The sequence below is a fragment of the Methylorubrum populi genome (assembly GCA_036946625.1).
Lineage (GTDB): Bacteria > Pseudomonadota > Alphaproteobacteria > Rhizobiales > Beijerinckiaceae > Methylobacterium > Methylobacterium populi_C.
In genome coordinates this window covers 947,375-960,824 of sequence record JAQIIU010000002.1, presented here as the reverse complement: position 1 = coordinate 960,824, position 13,450 = coordinate 947,375, and the positions used below count along the sequence as shown (strand labels likewise).

The following is a 13,450-nucleotide window of genomic DNA, read 5'->3' as shown; positions in this document are numbered from 1 at the left end:
TCGGCACGGGCAACGGAAATCGCCGGCGATCGGGCTGCCGGATACTTTAGCGAAGAAAAGGGACGGTCAATGCGGGCGGGATCGGGCTTCGAAGGCCGCACGTTCGAGCAGATGGCGGTAGCCGGTGTGCGTCATCCACCGCGCCCGCGCGAGATGGCTTTCCCAACAGGCCTGGGTCGTCGGGACTGCCGGATCGCGATGCAACACGACCCGCGCCACCTCCATCCAGTCGGCCCGATCCGCCTCGGCGTCGAGCAGGCGCATGTAGGTGACGAAATGGGCTTCGTCATAATCCGTGATCTCCGGCGCTGCCGGCGCCAGATCGTCCACATCCGGGTCGAGTTCGGGCCGCGCCCGCATAGTCCACCTCGCATCCACCGCTCGGAAGTGACCGTGTATAGCACATCGCTACGAATCGGAACGATCATTCCTAGAACGATCGTTCCTGCGCTGGTTCCTCGCCGGTCATGGACCTCAAGGAGGTCATGGCGACCAACCTGCGTCGGATGCGTCATGACAGGGAGATGACGCAGGAGGAGCTGGCGGACCGTGCTGGGCTGAGCGCGCGCTACATCGGCGCGATCGAACGCGCGGACGTGTCGGCGAGTGTCACAGTGCTGGGGCAGATAGCAGAGGCGCTAAGTGTTGAGCCCGCCAAACTTGTTACGAGGTCACGCTGACCGGCCTATTTCCGTAGCGATGTCGAGCAGATGTTTGAGCGTAGGGCTGCGGTTATGCGGGGACCACACCGCGCTAAACTGTGCCGGCTCGGTCTCATCTTCGATTAAACGGAAAACAATACCTGGAAACGGAATATGCGTCACCGCTTCGGTTGTGAGGGTGATCCCGTCACCAGCCGCTACCATACCCATTAACGTATCTCGCCCAACGTCGCAGCGACGTATATGCGGGAGCTGATCGCACTCGCTGACCCGACGCACAACATGGTCGAAAATTTGAGGTCCCATGCCACCATGGCGGATGAGGAACCTCTCGTTCGCAACGTCAAGCCATACAAGAGATTGCCTGCCGGAGAGAAGATGATCTGCCGGCAGAGCAATCACCATCCGCTCGCTCCATAACTGTCGCGTATGGCAATCAGGCGCCCGTATCGCACCGGCTACGAAGGCCACGTCCAACTTGCCCTCGCGAACCAGCGCAACAATTTCCGACGACCGGCCTTCTATGATCGCTTGCTCGATCATCGGATAGCTGGCTCGGAAGCGTCGTCGAAGGTCAGCGAGGAAGCCGCTGACAATAGGGCTGTGAAGCCCGATACCAATGCTTCCTTCGACGCCGTGCGAAACCGCTCCGACCGTGCGCACCGCATAGTCTAGCTGCTCAATGCTGGCCGACACCTCGGCCACGAATTTACGCCCTGCCTCAGTTAGCCGGACACCTCGATGGCGCCGTTCGAACAGTGGGATTTCAAGTACGTCTTCCAACCCTTTAATGCGGGCACTGACGCTCGACTGTGTAACTCCCAGAGCGTTAGCGGCGTGACGGAAATTTAGGAACTCTGCGACAGCCAAAGTTTGTATCAGGGAAGTAAGCGATATTCGGCCGCGCCAATGTCGAGCGTTATCCTGTAATTTCTTTGCTCGACGCATTTCATTGCGGCATCATACTGGAATTGAGCGGTAGACCGCACGGTCCTCGACCGCGCCTATCGGCAACGCCGGCTTTCCGCCGTGGCGATCATGGTAACCTTTCATATGTAGGATCGCGGATTTTAAGCAGTCCTGGTCTCGCCAGACCACATGAGTTACCACGTTGTACTGCCCATTGCCCGACGCTTTGATCAGCACTTCATTGCGAACGCATCCCTCAATAGCGCCGATAGCGCGGTGTGTTTCGGATACCTCTGCAACGAACTTCTCGAGTTTCTCTTCGGGAATTCTGAATTTATCGATCCGGTGGATGAAGTAGTCACCAAGCATTTTCTATATCCCCTATGAAGGTTTTGAGGTCATTGGCCGTGAGCTGGGGAACCTCGAAGCCAGGAAAGTGGCCACCTTTTTCGAATTCGGTCCACCTGTGGATATTAAAGCGCCGTTCAGCCAAGGCTCTGATGGGCAATACAAGGTCGCGCGGCATAACGGCCACGCCGACCGGGGTTGCCGGAAGCGATAAGCGATCCATCCTGCGGTTTGCATGATAGATGTGCGCCGAAGTGCCGGCACAGGTAGTGCACCAGTAAAGTGTGGCGGTTTCAATAAGAGCCCGAAAAGGTATCGGCAGGTACCCGTCGTTCCAACGGAGAAAACGGTCTCCCAGCCACGAAAGGAGTCCAACCGGTGAGTCGTTTAGAGCTAATCCTAGGCTGTCAGGAGTGTCCGATTGGACGAGCCAATATGGTGCGCGTTGCTTCATGTAAAAGCGCATAAGCTTTGCCCTTTCTTCGTCTTCACCGCTAAATGTAACCGAGTCGGGGGGCGGCGTAGGGAGAAAGGTGAGGTGTATACCTCGCACGCGTTCTGGTGATCGGGCGGCTAGAGACTGTGCGAGCACCGAGCCCCAATCCCCGCCATGAATGTAAAAATGATCGTGCCCAATAGCTGCCATTAGATCAAGCAGCATATCAGTGATAAATCCTATCGTCGGAGACTTATGTAGAGGTGTTGAGAAGGCAAATCCTGGGAGTGACGGGCATATGCAATCAAAGCCGAGTGCTGCACTATCCAATTCACTCAAGGAATTTGCTATATTTGCAGTATCGAGAAACGACCCGGGCCATCCATGGAGAAGCAGGACGGGTATGGCGTTAGATTTGTTACTACGGACATGTACGAAGTGTATATTCTGTTCGGATATTATAGCGGTGTAGTGTTCGAGGGCTGCCAAGCTGCGCTCAAATGCTGAAAAATCGAACCTGACCCAGTGTCGAATGGCTTCATCCAACTCACGGCCCGTTAGTCCGTTTTCCTGCCAGATACATCCAGGCGCGTGGCTGAATGAGCTCAGCCTTGGTAGAATTTCATTGCGCCTGTTACGCCATGATGAGCCAAGGCACGGCTCGAATTCCCGTATGTGCACCGACCCCAGCATTCGGTCCCAACCATTCCATCTGACAACATGCTGCCAATATGAATATGGACAGTATGCTGTCAATCCTGTATCGACATGGAATGGCGGACGAGCACGAATCAAAAACAGGCGAGCTGATATTCGAGATATTGCGATTGCATGGCCGACTCATCGCAGCAGGAGATTCGTTGGTAGGCCCGCTCGGCTTGACGAGCGCACGATGGCAAGTCCTGGGCACTGTGGCGAACACACAGGACCGTATTACGATGGCAGACATTGCACGATCATTAGGTCAATCGCGCCAATCGGTACGCCGAGTTGTAAATGAACTAATAGATGTTGGTTTTTTGGAGATGGCGGCTAACCCACGTCATCTACGCGCGCCGCACGTTATACCTACTCTGAAAGGTATTGAAGTATACAAGAAAGCGACAGATGCGAGAATCCCCTGGAACCGCAGACTCTCTGAAAAAGCGGCTCCTCAGGATGTAGAGGCCGCTTTAGTCGCGGTACGAAATATTCGATCCGCACTGTCATAGGATCTCCCGTTATGGTGGCGGATTGGTGGCAATGAATTACCGACGACTAACGCCCGATGGAAGGAGTGAAGCTGTTCTTACGGATTGCCTCTGCCCATCCGTTCAATTTAGGATGCTGATTGTCCTAGAGCGGGTTGAGATTGCTCGCGCCCGTTTGTTGATCGACTTTCTTGCTGAGCAAATCCTGGGCATTCACGAGGTTGAGAAACAGCGGCGGCTACGAGACCAGCTGTCGTCAAATTCCAAGTCCCCGCTGCCGCCCAATCTGCCACGACACCGAGCCGCCCTGCGCAATCCCAGACACCTCGCGCCCGAGCTGACGATCAATGACTGGGCGCCACAGGACGAGCGTGAACTCGTGGCTCTTCTCCACGATGGCGAACTTGCCGCTCGATAGCTGGACGGTTCCGGTGAACGTGCCGCTGACCGTCTCGCCATCGGCGACGGCACGGAAAGGCATCGCCTTCCTAGCGGCCAGCGTCGCACCCGTGCCAGCTACCTCCCGTTCTTGAAGCACGGCGATCAAGTTTCGCCGGTAGGTCATTCCGCCGTCCTGCTGGCAGGTGGCGTCGCCCCGCCCGATCAGGGTTTCGCGTCGTCGCTCCATCGCCTGGCGCACCTGATCGCCGAACCCGGCCTGCGACAGGTCGGACATGCCTGCGCCGACCAGCCGCCGGTCGAGCCAGGTGGCGCCGTCCGAGCCGATCTGCCGTTCGAGGTCGAAGGTCGAGAAGATGCGGATGTTGGCGCGGGCGTTGCGGCTCGCATCGTGGGCGGCGGCGCGCGCCTCGAAGTCGCCGGGGATGCGCCAATGGTCGACGTCGAGACGCTCGACGATCCCGGCACGGCGCAAAGCCTCCAGCCGCCGAACATGGGCGTCGACGAAGCCTTCGTAGTCGCCGCCCGGCACGCGGCCATCGAACCGCGCCTGCTCCAAATGGCGGCTCGGCCGGTAGATGCCGTCCTCGGCCATGCCGGCGATGGCGCGGTCGGCCGGGCGGACCGCGTTCTCCACCGGCCCGATCTCGACGATGCTGCCGATGCGGGCGTCCTCGACGCGGGCTGGTTCGATGCCGGAGACGTGGTGCGCCCGCCCGTCGATCCCGTCGATCACCAGCGTCAGGTTCTCGCCCAGCTCGTCGGCGAGATGCTTGTCGAGAACGCGGCCGACGATCGGTGTTGCAGGTGCGGCGTCGTGGATTGCGAAGGTCAGCGGATCGCGCTCGGCGCCCTCGGCCCGCAGTGCCTTCTGCATGGTGCGGAGAATATCGCCGCGCTCGCCCATCTCGCGCAGCGTCGGCTCCAGCCGCTCACTCAGTTCCCAGACGCCCGACGCCTGCTCCGTGGCGAGGCCCATGTCGCCGAGCTTGCCAAGCCGCCGGAGGCGCAGGGTGCGGTCGGATTGGCCGTGCAGGTCTCGTGGCTCATGGCGCAGGTCGATGATGCGATCCTGGCTTTCCACGATCATCGCGCGGTCGACGCGGGTGAGCCGGTCCTGGTCGATCTCGGCGGTCAGCTTGCGGCGCTGCTCGATCTCGGTGACAGGACCAAGTTCCAGCGTCGCCAGTTCACTTGCCCGTTCGCGGATGCCGGCCGATAGATAGTCGCCGTTGACTACTAGATCCTGCCCGTGCTCGTCGCGACCGTTGACGATGACATGGGTATGCGGGTGGCCGGTGTTGTGATGGTCCACCGCGACCCAGTCCAGCTTCGTGCCGAGATCGGCCTCGACCTGCGCCATCAACTCGCGGGTGTAGCCGGTCAGGTCGGCGAGGTCGGCGGCGTCCTCCGGCGAGACGATGAAGCGGAACTGGTGACGATCGTCTGCGCCGCGATCAAGGAAGGCGTCGCCATCGGCACGATCGTCGCCGGCCGAATAAAGCCGGCCGCGCTCGCCGTCGCGGGACGTGCCGTCGCGCTGGATGTAGCGCAGGTGCGCGGCGCCCTTGCCGTTGCGCCCTGCGGGGCGGACGTGACGCACCTTCACGACGACACGGCGGCTGCCGGACTGGCGATGACTCCAGCCGTTCGACAGGTTGCGGGCGCGGACGAAGGCGGCACCGCGCCCGCGTTGGACGCCTCGACCGGAAGCGACGAGGTTCTTGCCGTTGGGGCTGCGGCCGGAGCTGCCGCTCTTCGCCGATCGGCCTCGGCCGGATGCTGCCTGCTGCTGGCGCGTGACCTTGCGCACCTGGCTGAGGAAGCTCTTCGCCCGACCGACCTTCGGCGCGTCCGAGCGAACGCGGCCGGGTCTTGGGCGGAAGCGGCCATCGTCGTCATCGCTCATGACCGCCGATCCGCCCGACGCTGCCGGGTTCGCCGCATGGTGCCACTAGAAACGGCGCGGATGCTGGGTTTGGCGCGCCCCGCGGCACCATGACGGCCCGGAGACGGTGCCGCTCCGAACAGTGTGCAGACAAGGGCTTGACCCCAGAACCGGACCCATAGGGTGCCGGTTCGTTTAATCTTGCCCTCTGCCTGCTTCCCCCTTCCTGCCCCTTTCTCTGCCGTTTCCACCTGCCGGCTCTCAAATCCCAAGGCGCCAGCGACGCTGCCGATCCCGCCCGTCACGGCCTCGGCACCTGCGCGGCCGATGCGACGAAGAGGCTCTCTTCGCGCGACGCTTGCACGGCAGCATCATCGCTCCCGCCCGTCGCCGGATCGACAGCGGATGGGCGCGACGATGGCGCAACGAACAGCGGAGCGCGCGTCCAGGCCAACGGATCGGCCGCTGCGACAATGATAGGTCCGGCCGCTTTGCCACCGTCGATGTCCGGCGCGATGGCGGCGATGTAGGCGTGCGTTTCACTCGGCAAAGGACGGCCGGCGAGCGACGCCTCGTAGCGACCGGGACCGGCATTGTAGGCCGCGAGCATGGCGACGACGCTGCCGTAGCGGTCGTGCAGCTCGTGCAGATAGGCGGTGCCGGCGAGGATGCTGTCGCGCGGATCGTAGGGGTCGGCACCGAGGCGGTGACGGACGCGCAGGTCTGCCCATGTCGCCGGCATCACCTGCATCAGACCGATCGCCCCGGCGTTCGATACCGCTCGCGGATCGCCTGCGCTCTCTGCGCGCATGATCGCCCTGATCCATGCCGCCGGAATGCCGAAGCGCCGCGACGCCTCCGCGATGTGCCCAGCATAGGGATCGACCGGTGTTGCGCGGACGGGCCGTGAAGTCTGCGCGCCGGCCGGGAAGATCGGCGCTGCCGTGGCGATGCCTGCGAGCAGTGCAGCCGCGGTGCTGAGGACGATCGTGCGCATCGGATCAGTCCCGCTCGCCGCGGCGCGGCAGCCGGTTCCAATGCAGCGACCATGCCGTATCGTCATCGGCGTCGCGGAACAGCCGCGCCCGGATCGGCGCGAGGAAGACGGGATCGTCGAGCACGATCGCGATGAACTCGCCCGCACGCTCGCAGGTGCGGGTCCAGCCGGCGCCGACCTCCGGGCCGTCCGCATCGCCGAGATGGACGCGGTAGTCGGGCGCGTTCTCGGCGTCGGTCGGCTCGGCCGGCACGATGGCGAACTCGGCGTCGAAGGACAGCGTGCGGATGCGGCCGGCGAAGCCAGTGGATGTGCGCGTGAAGGTGCCGATCTGCGGCATGGTAAACCCCTCTGGTCGTTGCTGGGATGGTTGAGTGGCGACGGTCAGCGTGTCGCCGCGCGCCAGACGAAGCGACCGTCGCCCGCCTCGTCGGTGTAGAGCGGCGTTGCCGTACCGATGACCGTGGCGACGGGCAGCGGGCCGAAGTAGCGTCCGTCGAGGCTGTCCGGCACGGACGGGTTCATCAGGAAGACCTCGCCAGCGGCGATGCGCCGGCAGCTTCGCCAGACCGGCAGCGGACGACCGCGCCGGTCGTGGTCGAGCGCGTCGCCGAGCGGCACGGCGTCGATGGTGACGGTGTTCCCGACGCGACACACGCGCTGGCCGGGAAGCCCCATCACCCGCTTCATCAGCGGCGTGTCGAGCGGCAGATAGTGTCGCGTGGCGAGGAACCAGGCGAGCGGCGTCGGCGGCGTGACCGCGACCAGATCGCCGATCGCCAGCCGCCCGGTCGGACGCAGCGCATAGAGGCCGACCGGCACGCTGGCGGAGGCATTCCACAGCAGGCGCGGCGTCACCTCGACCGCGCCCATCACGGCGAGCGACAGGCTGGCGACGGCAGCCGTCACGACATAGCCGCGGCGGCTCATCGCTCGATCCCCCGGCGCTTGAGCCATGCCCGGTGCCGTTCGGCGGTGTAGGCGCGCGGCTCTTCGCCGGTCGCGATGCGGTTATGAACGTGCCGCCAGTGATCGGGCGCTACGTCGCACGGATCGATGCCGGCGGCTTCCACCGTGTCGATGTGCCGGAGCACCCGCTCGACCTTCGGCCAGCCTTCGATGTGCAGCAGGATGTCGCCGCCGGGGAGAACGAACGGCAGCGTCTGGTACGGCTCGCCCGGTTCGATCGCGCGCACGATGTGGATGCGCGAGGCGACCGTGCCGAAGTCGTTGGCGGCCCAGCGGACGAAGGCGAAGACGCTGCCCGGCCGGAACGACAGGACACGGCGGCGGCGGTCGACGATCCGCTCGCCGAAGTGCCGGCCGAACCTGATCCAGTTCTCCACCCGCTTCTCGATATGCGTCAGCTCGACATGGGTGAGGTTGTCGGTGGGGCGCGCGGACGGCACGGCGAACGTGCCCGCGCGCATCGCTGCGGCGGTCATGAATGGTCTGCTCGATGGTGGACGTAGCGCGCCAGCACCGCGGCGAGCGCGGCTTCGGTGCGCAGGATGGCGCGGCCGATGGCTTCGGGAATCTGCGGCAGGACGGCGTCGCCGAACGCCTCGACGATCAGGCCGGCGGCAGCCGGCCGGCGTCCATCGCCGAGCTTAACGCGCGCGTCAGCCAGCCCGGCGGATAGCCCATCATCCAGCCGTAGGTGACGGGCAAGGTCCGCGAGGCTCCAGTCAGCCCGTGGTCCTTCAGCAACGCCGCGATCGACCGGGCGTAGGTCCATCGGTCCGGCGCGCGGCCGGTCATCGCGCCGTCGAGCACCGCGTCCATCGTCGGCGACTTGCGACGGTCGTAGGCCGGCGACCATGCGTCCATCCGCCGGTCGCGCTTGGTCGGCGTCGGCAGCATCTCCGCCGCGTGGCGGAGCAGGTTCGGCGTGTCGATCTGCGCCTTCGCGCCGTTCGAACGCTTGCCGGTTTCGATCTCCTGCCGGCTCAACCGGCGACCGCCTTTCGGCTTCACCGGCGTCGGCAGCATCCCGGCGTGGCGGCTGGCATGGCCCATGATCTGGCTGAGCACGTCGCCCCGGCCACCGCGGTCCGCATCCGAACGCCGCGGCGTCGCCAGCAGCGCGGGCGACGAGCTGGTCGGGGTCGAAGCCGACGAGCCAGGATCGCTTGCGCTCGTGATTGGCGCCGAGGTCTCCAGCACCCACCACGCATGGTTCGCAGGCGTAGCCGAGCGCCGCCAGCGCATCGAGCAGTCGGTCCGCGCCGCGAGTTCTGAGATGAGCGCTGTTCTCAAAAGCGAACCAGCGAGGGCGGCAGTCTCCGACCAGCCGGACGCCTTCGAGGTAGAGCCGCGACCGCTCGCCGTCGATCCCGCGCCCCTTGACGTTGGCGACCGAGATATCCTGGCAGGGCGGACTGCCGACGACGATGTCGGGCAGGTATCCGAGGTCGGAAACAAGTCGAGCTGCGTCGAGGTCGCGGATATCCTCGTAGAGGCGGACATGGGGATTGTTTTCCGCGTAGAGGATGCGGCGCCATTCGACGATCTCGCAGGCGGCGACGGTGAGGAAGCCGGCGCGGTGCAGGCCGAGCGTCCAGCCGCCCGCCGCCGCGCTGAACAGGTCGAGCGCGTGCATCATGGTTCGCGCCCTTCGACGGCACCGGCACCGTGCCGCCCGCGCGTGCGCGCGACAGCAATCGAGTTAGCTTCTTTGTTAGCCGGGGTACTGACCTGTGCTCTCTCGCCAAGGTGGTGGCTGTGGCGATGATGCCGTTGGGAAGCGATCGTAGGAGGCGGTGCGCGGTGCGTCGCCGGGATCGGCGACGGAGGCATGAAATGGACTACTACGCGGGACTGGACGTGTCGCTGGAGGCGACGAGCGTGTGCGTGGTGAACGGCGACGGCAAGGTCGTCCGGGAGGGGAAGCTGCCGAGCGATCCCGACGCGATCGAGCTGTTCCTGGCCGAGTGGGGCGTGGCACTGAAGCGCGTCGGCCTGGAGGCCTTCTCGTTCAGTGCCTGGCTGCATGCCGCGCTCGACGAGAAGGGGCTGCCGGTGACCTGCATCGAGACACGCCACACCAAGGCGGCGCTGGCCGCGATGATCAACAAGACCGACCGCAACGATGCGCGCGGGATCGCGCAACTCATGCGCACGGGCTGGTTCCGGGCGGTGCATGTCAAGTCGCGCGAGGCGCAGGCGCTGCGCGTGCTGCTCGGCGGGCGCAAGGCGCTGCTCGGCAAGGTGCTCGACATGGAGAACATGATCCGCGGCCTGATCCGGCCGTTCGGGCTGAAGGTCGGGGCGGTCTCGACCGGGCGCTTCGAGGCGCGGGTACGCGAGCTGCTGGCCGGCGCGGACGATCTCGAGCGGATCGTCGAGCCGCTGCTGGTCGCCCGCGCCGCCATGCGGCTCCAGTTCGCCCGGCTGCACCGGCTGGCGCTGGGGGCGGCGCGCGCCGATCCGGCGGTGCGGCGGATGATGACGGTGCCGGGCGTCGGCGCGATCGTGGCGCTGACCTTCCGGGCCACCGTCGACGATCCCGGCCGCTTCCGGAAATCCATGACCGTCGGCGCCCACTTCGGGCTGACGCCGCGACGCTACCAGTCGGGCGAGACCGACCGGTCGGGGCGGATCTCCAAATGCGGCGACGACCTGACGCGGGCTATGCTCTACGAGGCGGCGATCGCCATCCTCACGCGCATCCCCAAAAACTTCAAGCTGCGGCTGTGGGGGCTGCGGCTCCTGAAGAAGAAGGGGCTGAAGAAGGCCGCGACGGCGGTCGCGCGCGCCCTGGCCGTGCTGCTGCACAAGATCTGGGTCGACGGGTCGACCTTCCGATACGGCGTCGGCCTGCGGGGCGGCCGGATCGCCCGCGCGTGACGGCGGCGTAGGCGATCCGGCCGGACCCTTCCGGCGCGTCACCGGGTTCCGCCACGGCGGAGCGGCGTCTCCTGAGGAGACGGGGACACGGGCGAGATCGAAATTAGAGTTGCCGGCGGCCTTCGGGCCTGATCGCACGGCGCTTGTTAGCCTGACCGCCTGGTCTCCAGATCCCGGAATGTGGCGGACATCATGCCGACCACGGATATTAGCGAGTGCTCCTCGGAGAGACATGAGCCGCACCTCAGCGTGACGATGATGGACGGGGACGGCCGCAGCGGCGGCAAACGGCGGCGCTCGCGCGTCCTGGCGGGCGAGCGGCGGCGTCTTCGCAGGCAAGAGCGGCTTTACGGATCAGTCCGCCGATGGCAGACTGAAAAGGAGACGCGTTGTCTCCACAGTCCACTGACTCACAACAACAAGTTAGAGTCAGTATATTAGACTCTAAGTTACGGGCGGGATTTGGCGTTCGCGGCCAGAGACTTAGCTGCGGTTCGTGCGCCCGAAGTCCCGATAGGGCTGCGCCCGAAATCCCGATACCGTTTGCGCCCGAAGTCACGAGCGTTTCCACAGGTCCGTTAACAGGCACTGTGGATGGCGAAACCGGGCGGATGCGGAGCAGCTCGCGCCGCCCGTCGCGCGCCATGTCGAGCCGGTAGCCGGGCAGCGGCTGGCGCCCGACGATGCGGCGCAGGTCGAGCGCGAAGTCGGAGACCCGCGCGAGGCTGCCGGACTTCTGGTGGAGGTGCGCGACCTCGAACGTCCAGCCGCGCGGCTGGTGGCCGGCGTGCTTGCGGGCGACGCGGTAGAGCCAGCGCTCGATGCCACCGGTCAGCCGGAAATAGGCCGGGTCGATCGTCAGGACGAGCGAGCGGTCGACGACGCCGCGGTAGAACCAGTCGGGCAGGACGAACTCCATGCCCTCGACGCGGCCGTCACTGGTGGTCAACTCTTCCCACTCGTTGATCCAGGAGAACTGGTGCCGCCGCCAATGCTCGCCGTGACGGATGGTGGTGCGGATCACGGTCGATTGCAGGCGGGCAAGCGCGCCCTTCAGCAGCCGGTACTCGCGCGCGCCGGTGGCGCGGTCGATCGCGATCAGCATCTGGTAGGGTGTAAAGCGCAGAAAGCGGGAGGTGCGCAGGCCGTGGTTGGCGGCATCGACGATCTGGCTCGCCGCCCAGATCAGCACGTCGGCGTCCCAGATCGTCGCCATGCCGTGCTCGGGCATGGCGTGGACCTCGACGTGCTGGCCGCCGGCCTCGTAGAGGATCGGTGCGATGCGCTTGGCCTTGGCGAGGGAGAAGAACGGCCGCTCCATGAGGTCGCGCTGGTCGCGTGGGGGCGCATCGCCGATCGCAACGACGAATGGGTCGAGCTGCCGGCGTTCGCTCCGGGTGACATCGCCCGACATTCAGAGTGACGCCTTCTCGGCCGCGGTCAGCGGGCGGGCGGGAAAGACGCGGGTGGCGGTCTGCTCGGAGGCGGATTTGCGTGCGCCGATGGCGGTCCACGCCTGGAGATCCTCCACCGAATAGAGGACACGCCCGCCGATCTTGCGATAGGTCGGGCCGGTGCCGTAGGTCCGGTGCTTCTCCAGCGTGCGGATCGAGATGCCGAGGAAGCGCGCGGCATCGGGCGCGCGCAGGTAGCGGGGCGGCAACCCCGTCTTGGGATCGAGCATGGTCGGGTCTCCGGCGGTGCGTGGCGGGCTGCCGGTGGGCGGCAGCGGGCTATGGCGAACCGTGGCGGAGAACCGGCGGCGTGCAGCGTGTCGGAATCGGAGGGGTGCGATTCCGGCACCCCGGCGCGGAGGCGGTCAGCGGCGGTGCGGCAGCCGGACCGGATAGACGAGCAGGTCGCGATAACCGCCCCGCATGATGCGCAGCCCATCGGCGACGAGGCGGCGGGCCTGGTTCTTGCGCGGATCGCTGTCCCAATCGGCCTTGCCGCCGCGAAAGCCGAGCAGCACCTTCGCGATGTCGCGGTAGCTGGCGCCGGTCAGCCGGCCGTCCAAAGCCCGGAGGACGAGGATTAGGCGGGCGCGGGTCTGCGCCGGCAGGTCGTGCCGCCGGTCGCCGGGTGGGCGACCTTGCAGGGCGAGCCAGAAACGCACGACGGCGTCGGCGCGCAGTTCGAGCAACCGGTCCAGCGGCAGGACGACGACGTAGGTTGCGGCGTCGCTTGGCGGCGGGATAGCAAGGTGGAAGCGATGGGCGGCGCCGATCGTGCGCCATACGCCGTGCCACGTTCCGTCCACGGATAGGCGCACGTCGAGGCCGGACAGTTCGGAGAGGCGGATCGGTAAAGCGGCGGCCGGATCGTCCGGTGGTAGAACCGCGCGTCGCAGCTCGAAGGCGTCAGGCAGCAGCCAGGGCGACCAGAACGGGGGTGCTTCGTCGGCAGGCCGGTCCGGGTCCGCTGGGAAATCGCAACCCCCATCGGTCGGTGAACGCCGCCTGCACCTCGACCGCCCCGCGCGGCGACGCCTTCACGTGCCGGAAGTCGCGGCGATAGTCGGGATCGCGGCGGAGGAATTCCCACGCGAAGCCGGCGGTCGAGATGTTTCGAGCATGGGCGTAGGTAGCCGGCGTGCGCCAATCGGTATTCGGCATGGCGTCCCCTCTTTCCTGCCAGCGCAGCATCGCTGGAAAGAGGAAGCGTCGATTAGTTCGATTGAAGTTTGCAGATGGTATTTGCAGATATGTAGATCGCGTTGCGCGATCGATATTGGTAAACAACTTCTTCCATATCGGATGTATTTAATCAAGT

The 13,450-nt window shown here is 65.3% G+C and carries 15 protein-coding genes and 1 pseudogene; 2 read left to right on the top strand and 14 right to left on the bottom strand.

Annotated features, from left to right (window positions below; all coding sequences use genetic code 11):
* Positions 1–66: 66 nt before the first annotated feature.
* Entirely contained in the window at positions 67–360 is a 294-nt protein-coding gene (locus PGN25_06560) for a DUF2285 domain-containing protein (protein ID MEH3117262.1), read from the bottom strand.
* A gap of 107 nt (positions 361–467) precedes the next feature.
* Between PGN25_06560 and PGN25_06555 the strand changes: the two genes are divergently transcribed.
* Positions 468–680, top strand: a complete 213-nt coding sequence (locus tag PGN25_06555) for a helix-turn-helix transcriptional regulator (GenBank protein MEH3117261.1) — start codon at positions 468–470, stop codon at positions 678–680.
* On the opposite strand, the gene PGN25_06550 is transcribed toward PGN25_06555, so the two are convergent.
* From PGN25_06550 to PGN25_06510, 9 genes and pseudogenes are all read right to left on the bottom strand, one after another.
* Complete coding sequence (locus PGN25_06550; protein ID MEH3117260.1) at positions 672–1,367, bottom strand: LysR family substrate-binding domain-containing protein; 696 nt, start codon at positions 1,365–1,367, stop codon at positions 672–674. The genes PGN25_06555 and PGN25_06550 overlap by 9 nt on opposite strands.
* An 18-nt stretch (positions 1,368–1,385) precedes the next feature.
* Positions 1,386–1,610: pseudogene (locus tag PGN25_06545) on the bottom strand (LysR family transcriptional regulator).
* Between the two features lie 12 nt (positions 1,611–1,622).
* Positions 1,623–1,940, bottom strand: coding sequence for an antibiotic biosynthesis monooxygenase (locus PGN25_06540; GenBank protein MEH3117259.1), 318 nt, complete (start codon positions 1,938–1,940; stop codon positions 1,623–1,625).
* A gap of 1,861 nt (positions 1,941–3,801) precedes the next feature.
* Positions 3,802–5,853, bottom strand: a complete 2,052-nt coding sequence (locus PGN25_06535; GenBank protein ID MEH3117258.1) for a DUF3363 domain-containing protein — start codon at positions 5,851–5,853, stop codon at positions 3,802–3,804.
* A 280-nt stretch (positions 5,854–6,133) separates the two neighbouring features.
* Positions 6,134–6,829 carry a lytic transglycosylase domain-containing protein gene (locus PGN25_06530; GenBank protein ID MEH3117257.1) on the bottom strand — a complete coding sequence of 232 codons (696 nt, stop codon included), beginning with the start codon at positions 6,827–6,829 and terminating at the stop codon, positions 6,134–6,136.
* Positions 6,830–6,833: 4 nt separating this feature from the next.
* Complete coding sequence (locus PGN25_06525) at positions 6,834–7,169, bottom strand: DUF736 domain-containing protein (protein MEH3117256.1); 336 nt, start codon at positions 7,167–7,169, stop codon at positions 6,834–6,836.
* A 44-nt stretch (positions 7,170–7,213) separates the two neighbouring features.
* Positions 7,214–7,759 carry a S26 family signal peptidase gene (locus PGN25_06520; protein ID MEH3117255.1) on the bottom strand — a complete coding sequence of 182 codons (546 nt, stop codon included), beginning with the start codon at positions 7,757–7,759 and terminating at the stop codon, positions 7,214–7,216.
* Positions 7,756–8,274, bottom strand: coding sequence for a DUF2840 domain-containing protein (locus PGN25_06515; protein MEH3117254.1), 519 nt, complete (start codon positions 8,272–8,274; stop codon positions 7,756–7,758). The genes PGN25_06520 and PGN25_06515 overlap by 4 nt, the downstream gene beginning before the upstream one ends.
* Positions 8,271–9,434, bottom strand: a complete 1,164-nt coding sequence (locus PGN25_06510; protein ID MEH3117253.1) for a DNA cytosine methyltransferase — start codon at positions 9,432–9,434, stop codon at positions 8,271–8,273. Before PGN25_06510 ends, PGN25_06515 begins: the two co-directional genes overlap by 4 nt.
* 197 nt (positions 9,435–9,631) lie before the next feature.
* Between PGN25_06510 and PGN25_06505 the strand changes: the two genes are divergently transcribed.
* Positions 9,632–10,678 carry an IS110 family transposase gene (locus PGN25_06505; GenBank protein ID MEH3117252.1) on the top strand — a complete coding sequence of 349 codons (1,047 nt, stop codon included), beginning with the start codon at positions 9,632–9,634 and terminating at the stop codon, positions 10,676–10,678.
* A 244-nt stretch (positions 10,679–10,922) separates the two neighbouring features.
* On the opposite strand, the gene PGN25_06500 is transcribed toward PGN25_06505, so the two are convergent.
* The 4 genes from PGN25_06500 to PGN25_06485 form a co-directional block, all read right to left on the bottom strand.
* A complete protein-coding gene (locus PGN25_06500) occupies positions 10,923–12,092 on the bottom strand; it encodes a replication initiator protein A (GenBank protein ID MEH3117251.1) in 1,170 nt (389 codons plus the stop codon).
* The gene (locus tag PGN25_06495; protein MEH3117250.1) at positions 12,093–12,362 is read right to left on the bottom strand and encodes a helix-turn-helix domain-containing protein; all 270 of its coding nucleotides are present in this window, start codon (positions 12,360–12,362) and stop codon (positions 12,093–12,095) included.
* A 135-nt stretch (positions 12,363–12,497) separates the two neighbouring features.
* Complete coding sequence (locus PGN25_06490) at positions 12,498–12,938, bottom strand: DUF2285 domain-containing protein (protein ID MEH3117249.1); 441 nt, start codon at positions 12,936–12,938, stop codon at positions 12,498–12,500.
* Between the two features lie 100 nt (positions 12,939–13,038).
* Positions 13,039–13,293 (bottom strand): DUF6499 domain-containing protein, encoded by a 255-nt coding sequence (locus PGN25_06485; protein MEH3117248.1) that lies wholly within the window; start codon positions 13,291–13,293, stop codon positions 13,039–13,041.
* Positions 13,294–13,450: the final 157 nt, after the last annotated feature.

What these genes read in the sequence shown, in the direction of transcription:
- PGN25_06520 (MEH3117255.1), bottom strand. Translation starts at nt 7,759, where the DNA reads ATGAGCCGCCGCGGCTATGTCGTGACGGCTGCCGTCGCCAGCCTGTCG.
- PGN25_06540 (MEH3117259.1), bottom strand. Translation starts at nt 1,940, where the DNA reads ATGCTTGGTGACTACTTCATCCACCGGATCGATAAATTCAGAATTCCC.
- PGN25_06530 (MEH3117257.1), bottom strand. Translation starts at nt 6,829, where the DNA reads ATGCGCACGATCGTCCTCAGCACCGCGGCTGCACTGCTCGCAGGCATC.
- PGN25_06500 (MEH3117251.1), bottom strand. Translation starts at nt 12,092, where the DNA reads ATGTCGGGCGATGTCACCCGGAGCGAACGCCGGCAGCTCGACCCATTC.
- PGN25_06485 (MEH3117248.1), bottom strand. Translation starts at nt 13,293, where the DNA reads ATGCCGAATACCGATTGGCGCACGCCGGCTACCTACGCCCATGCTCGA.
- PGN25_06535 (MEH3117258.1), bottom strand. Translation starts at nt 5,853, where the DNA reads ATGAGCGATGACGACGATGGCCGCTTCCGCCCAAGACCCGGCCGCGTT.
- PGN25_06505 (MEH3117252.1), top strand. Translation starts at nt 9,632, where the DNA reads ATGGACTACTACGCGGGACTGGACGTGTCGCTGGAGGCGACGAGCGTG.
- PGN25_06510 (MEH3117253.1), bottom strand. Translation starts at nt 9,434, where the DNA reads ATGATGCACGCGCTCGACCTGTTCAGCGCGGCGGCGGGCGGCTGGACG.
- PGN25_06495 (MEH3117250.1), bottom strand. Translation starts at nt 12,362, where the DNA reads ATGCTCGATCCCAAGACGGGGTTGCCGCCCCGCTACCTGCGCGCGCCC.
- PGN25_06515 (MEH3117254.1), bottom strand. Translation starts at nt 8,274, where the DNA reads ATGACCGCCGCAGCGATGCGCGCGGGCACGTTCGCCGTGCCGTCCGCG.
- PGN25_06525 (MEH3117256.1), bottom strand. Translation starts at nt 7,169, where the DNA reads ATGCCGCAGATCGGCACCTTCACGCGCACATCCACTGGCTTCGCCGGC.
- PGN25_06560 (MEH3117262.1), bottom strand. Translation starts at nt 360, where the DNA reads ATGCGGGCGCGGCCCGAACTCGACCCGGATGTGGACGATCTGGCGCCG.
- PGN25_06555 (MEH3117261.1), top strand. Translation starts at nt 468, where the DNA reads ATGGACCTCAAGGAGGTCATGGCGACCAACCTGCGTCGGATGCGTCAT.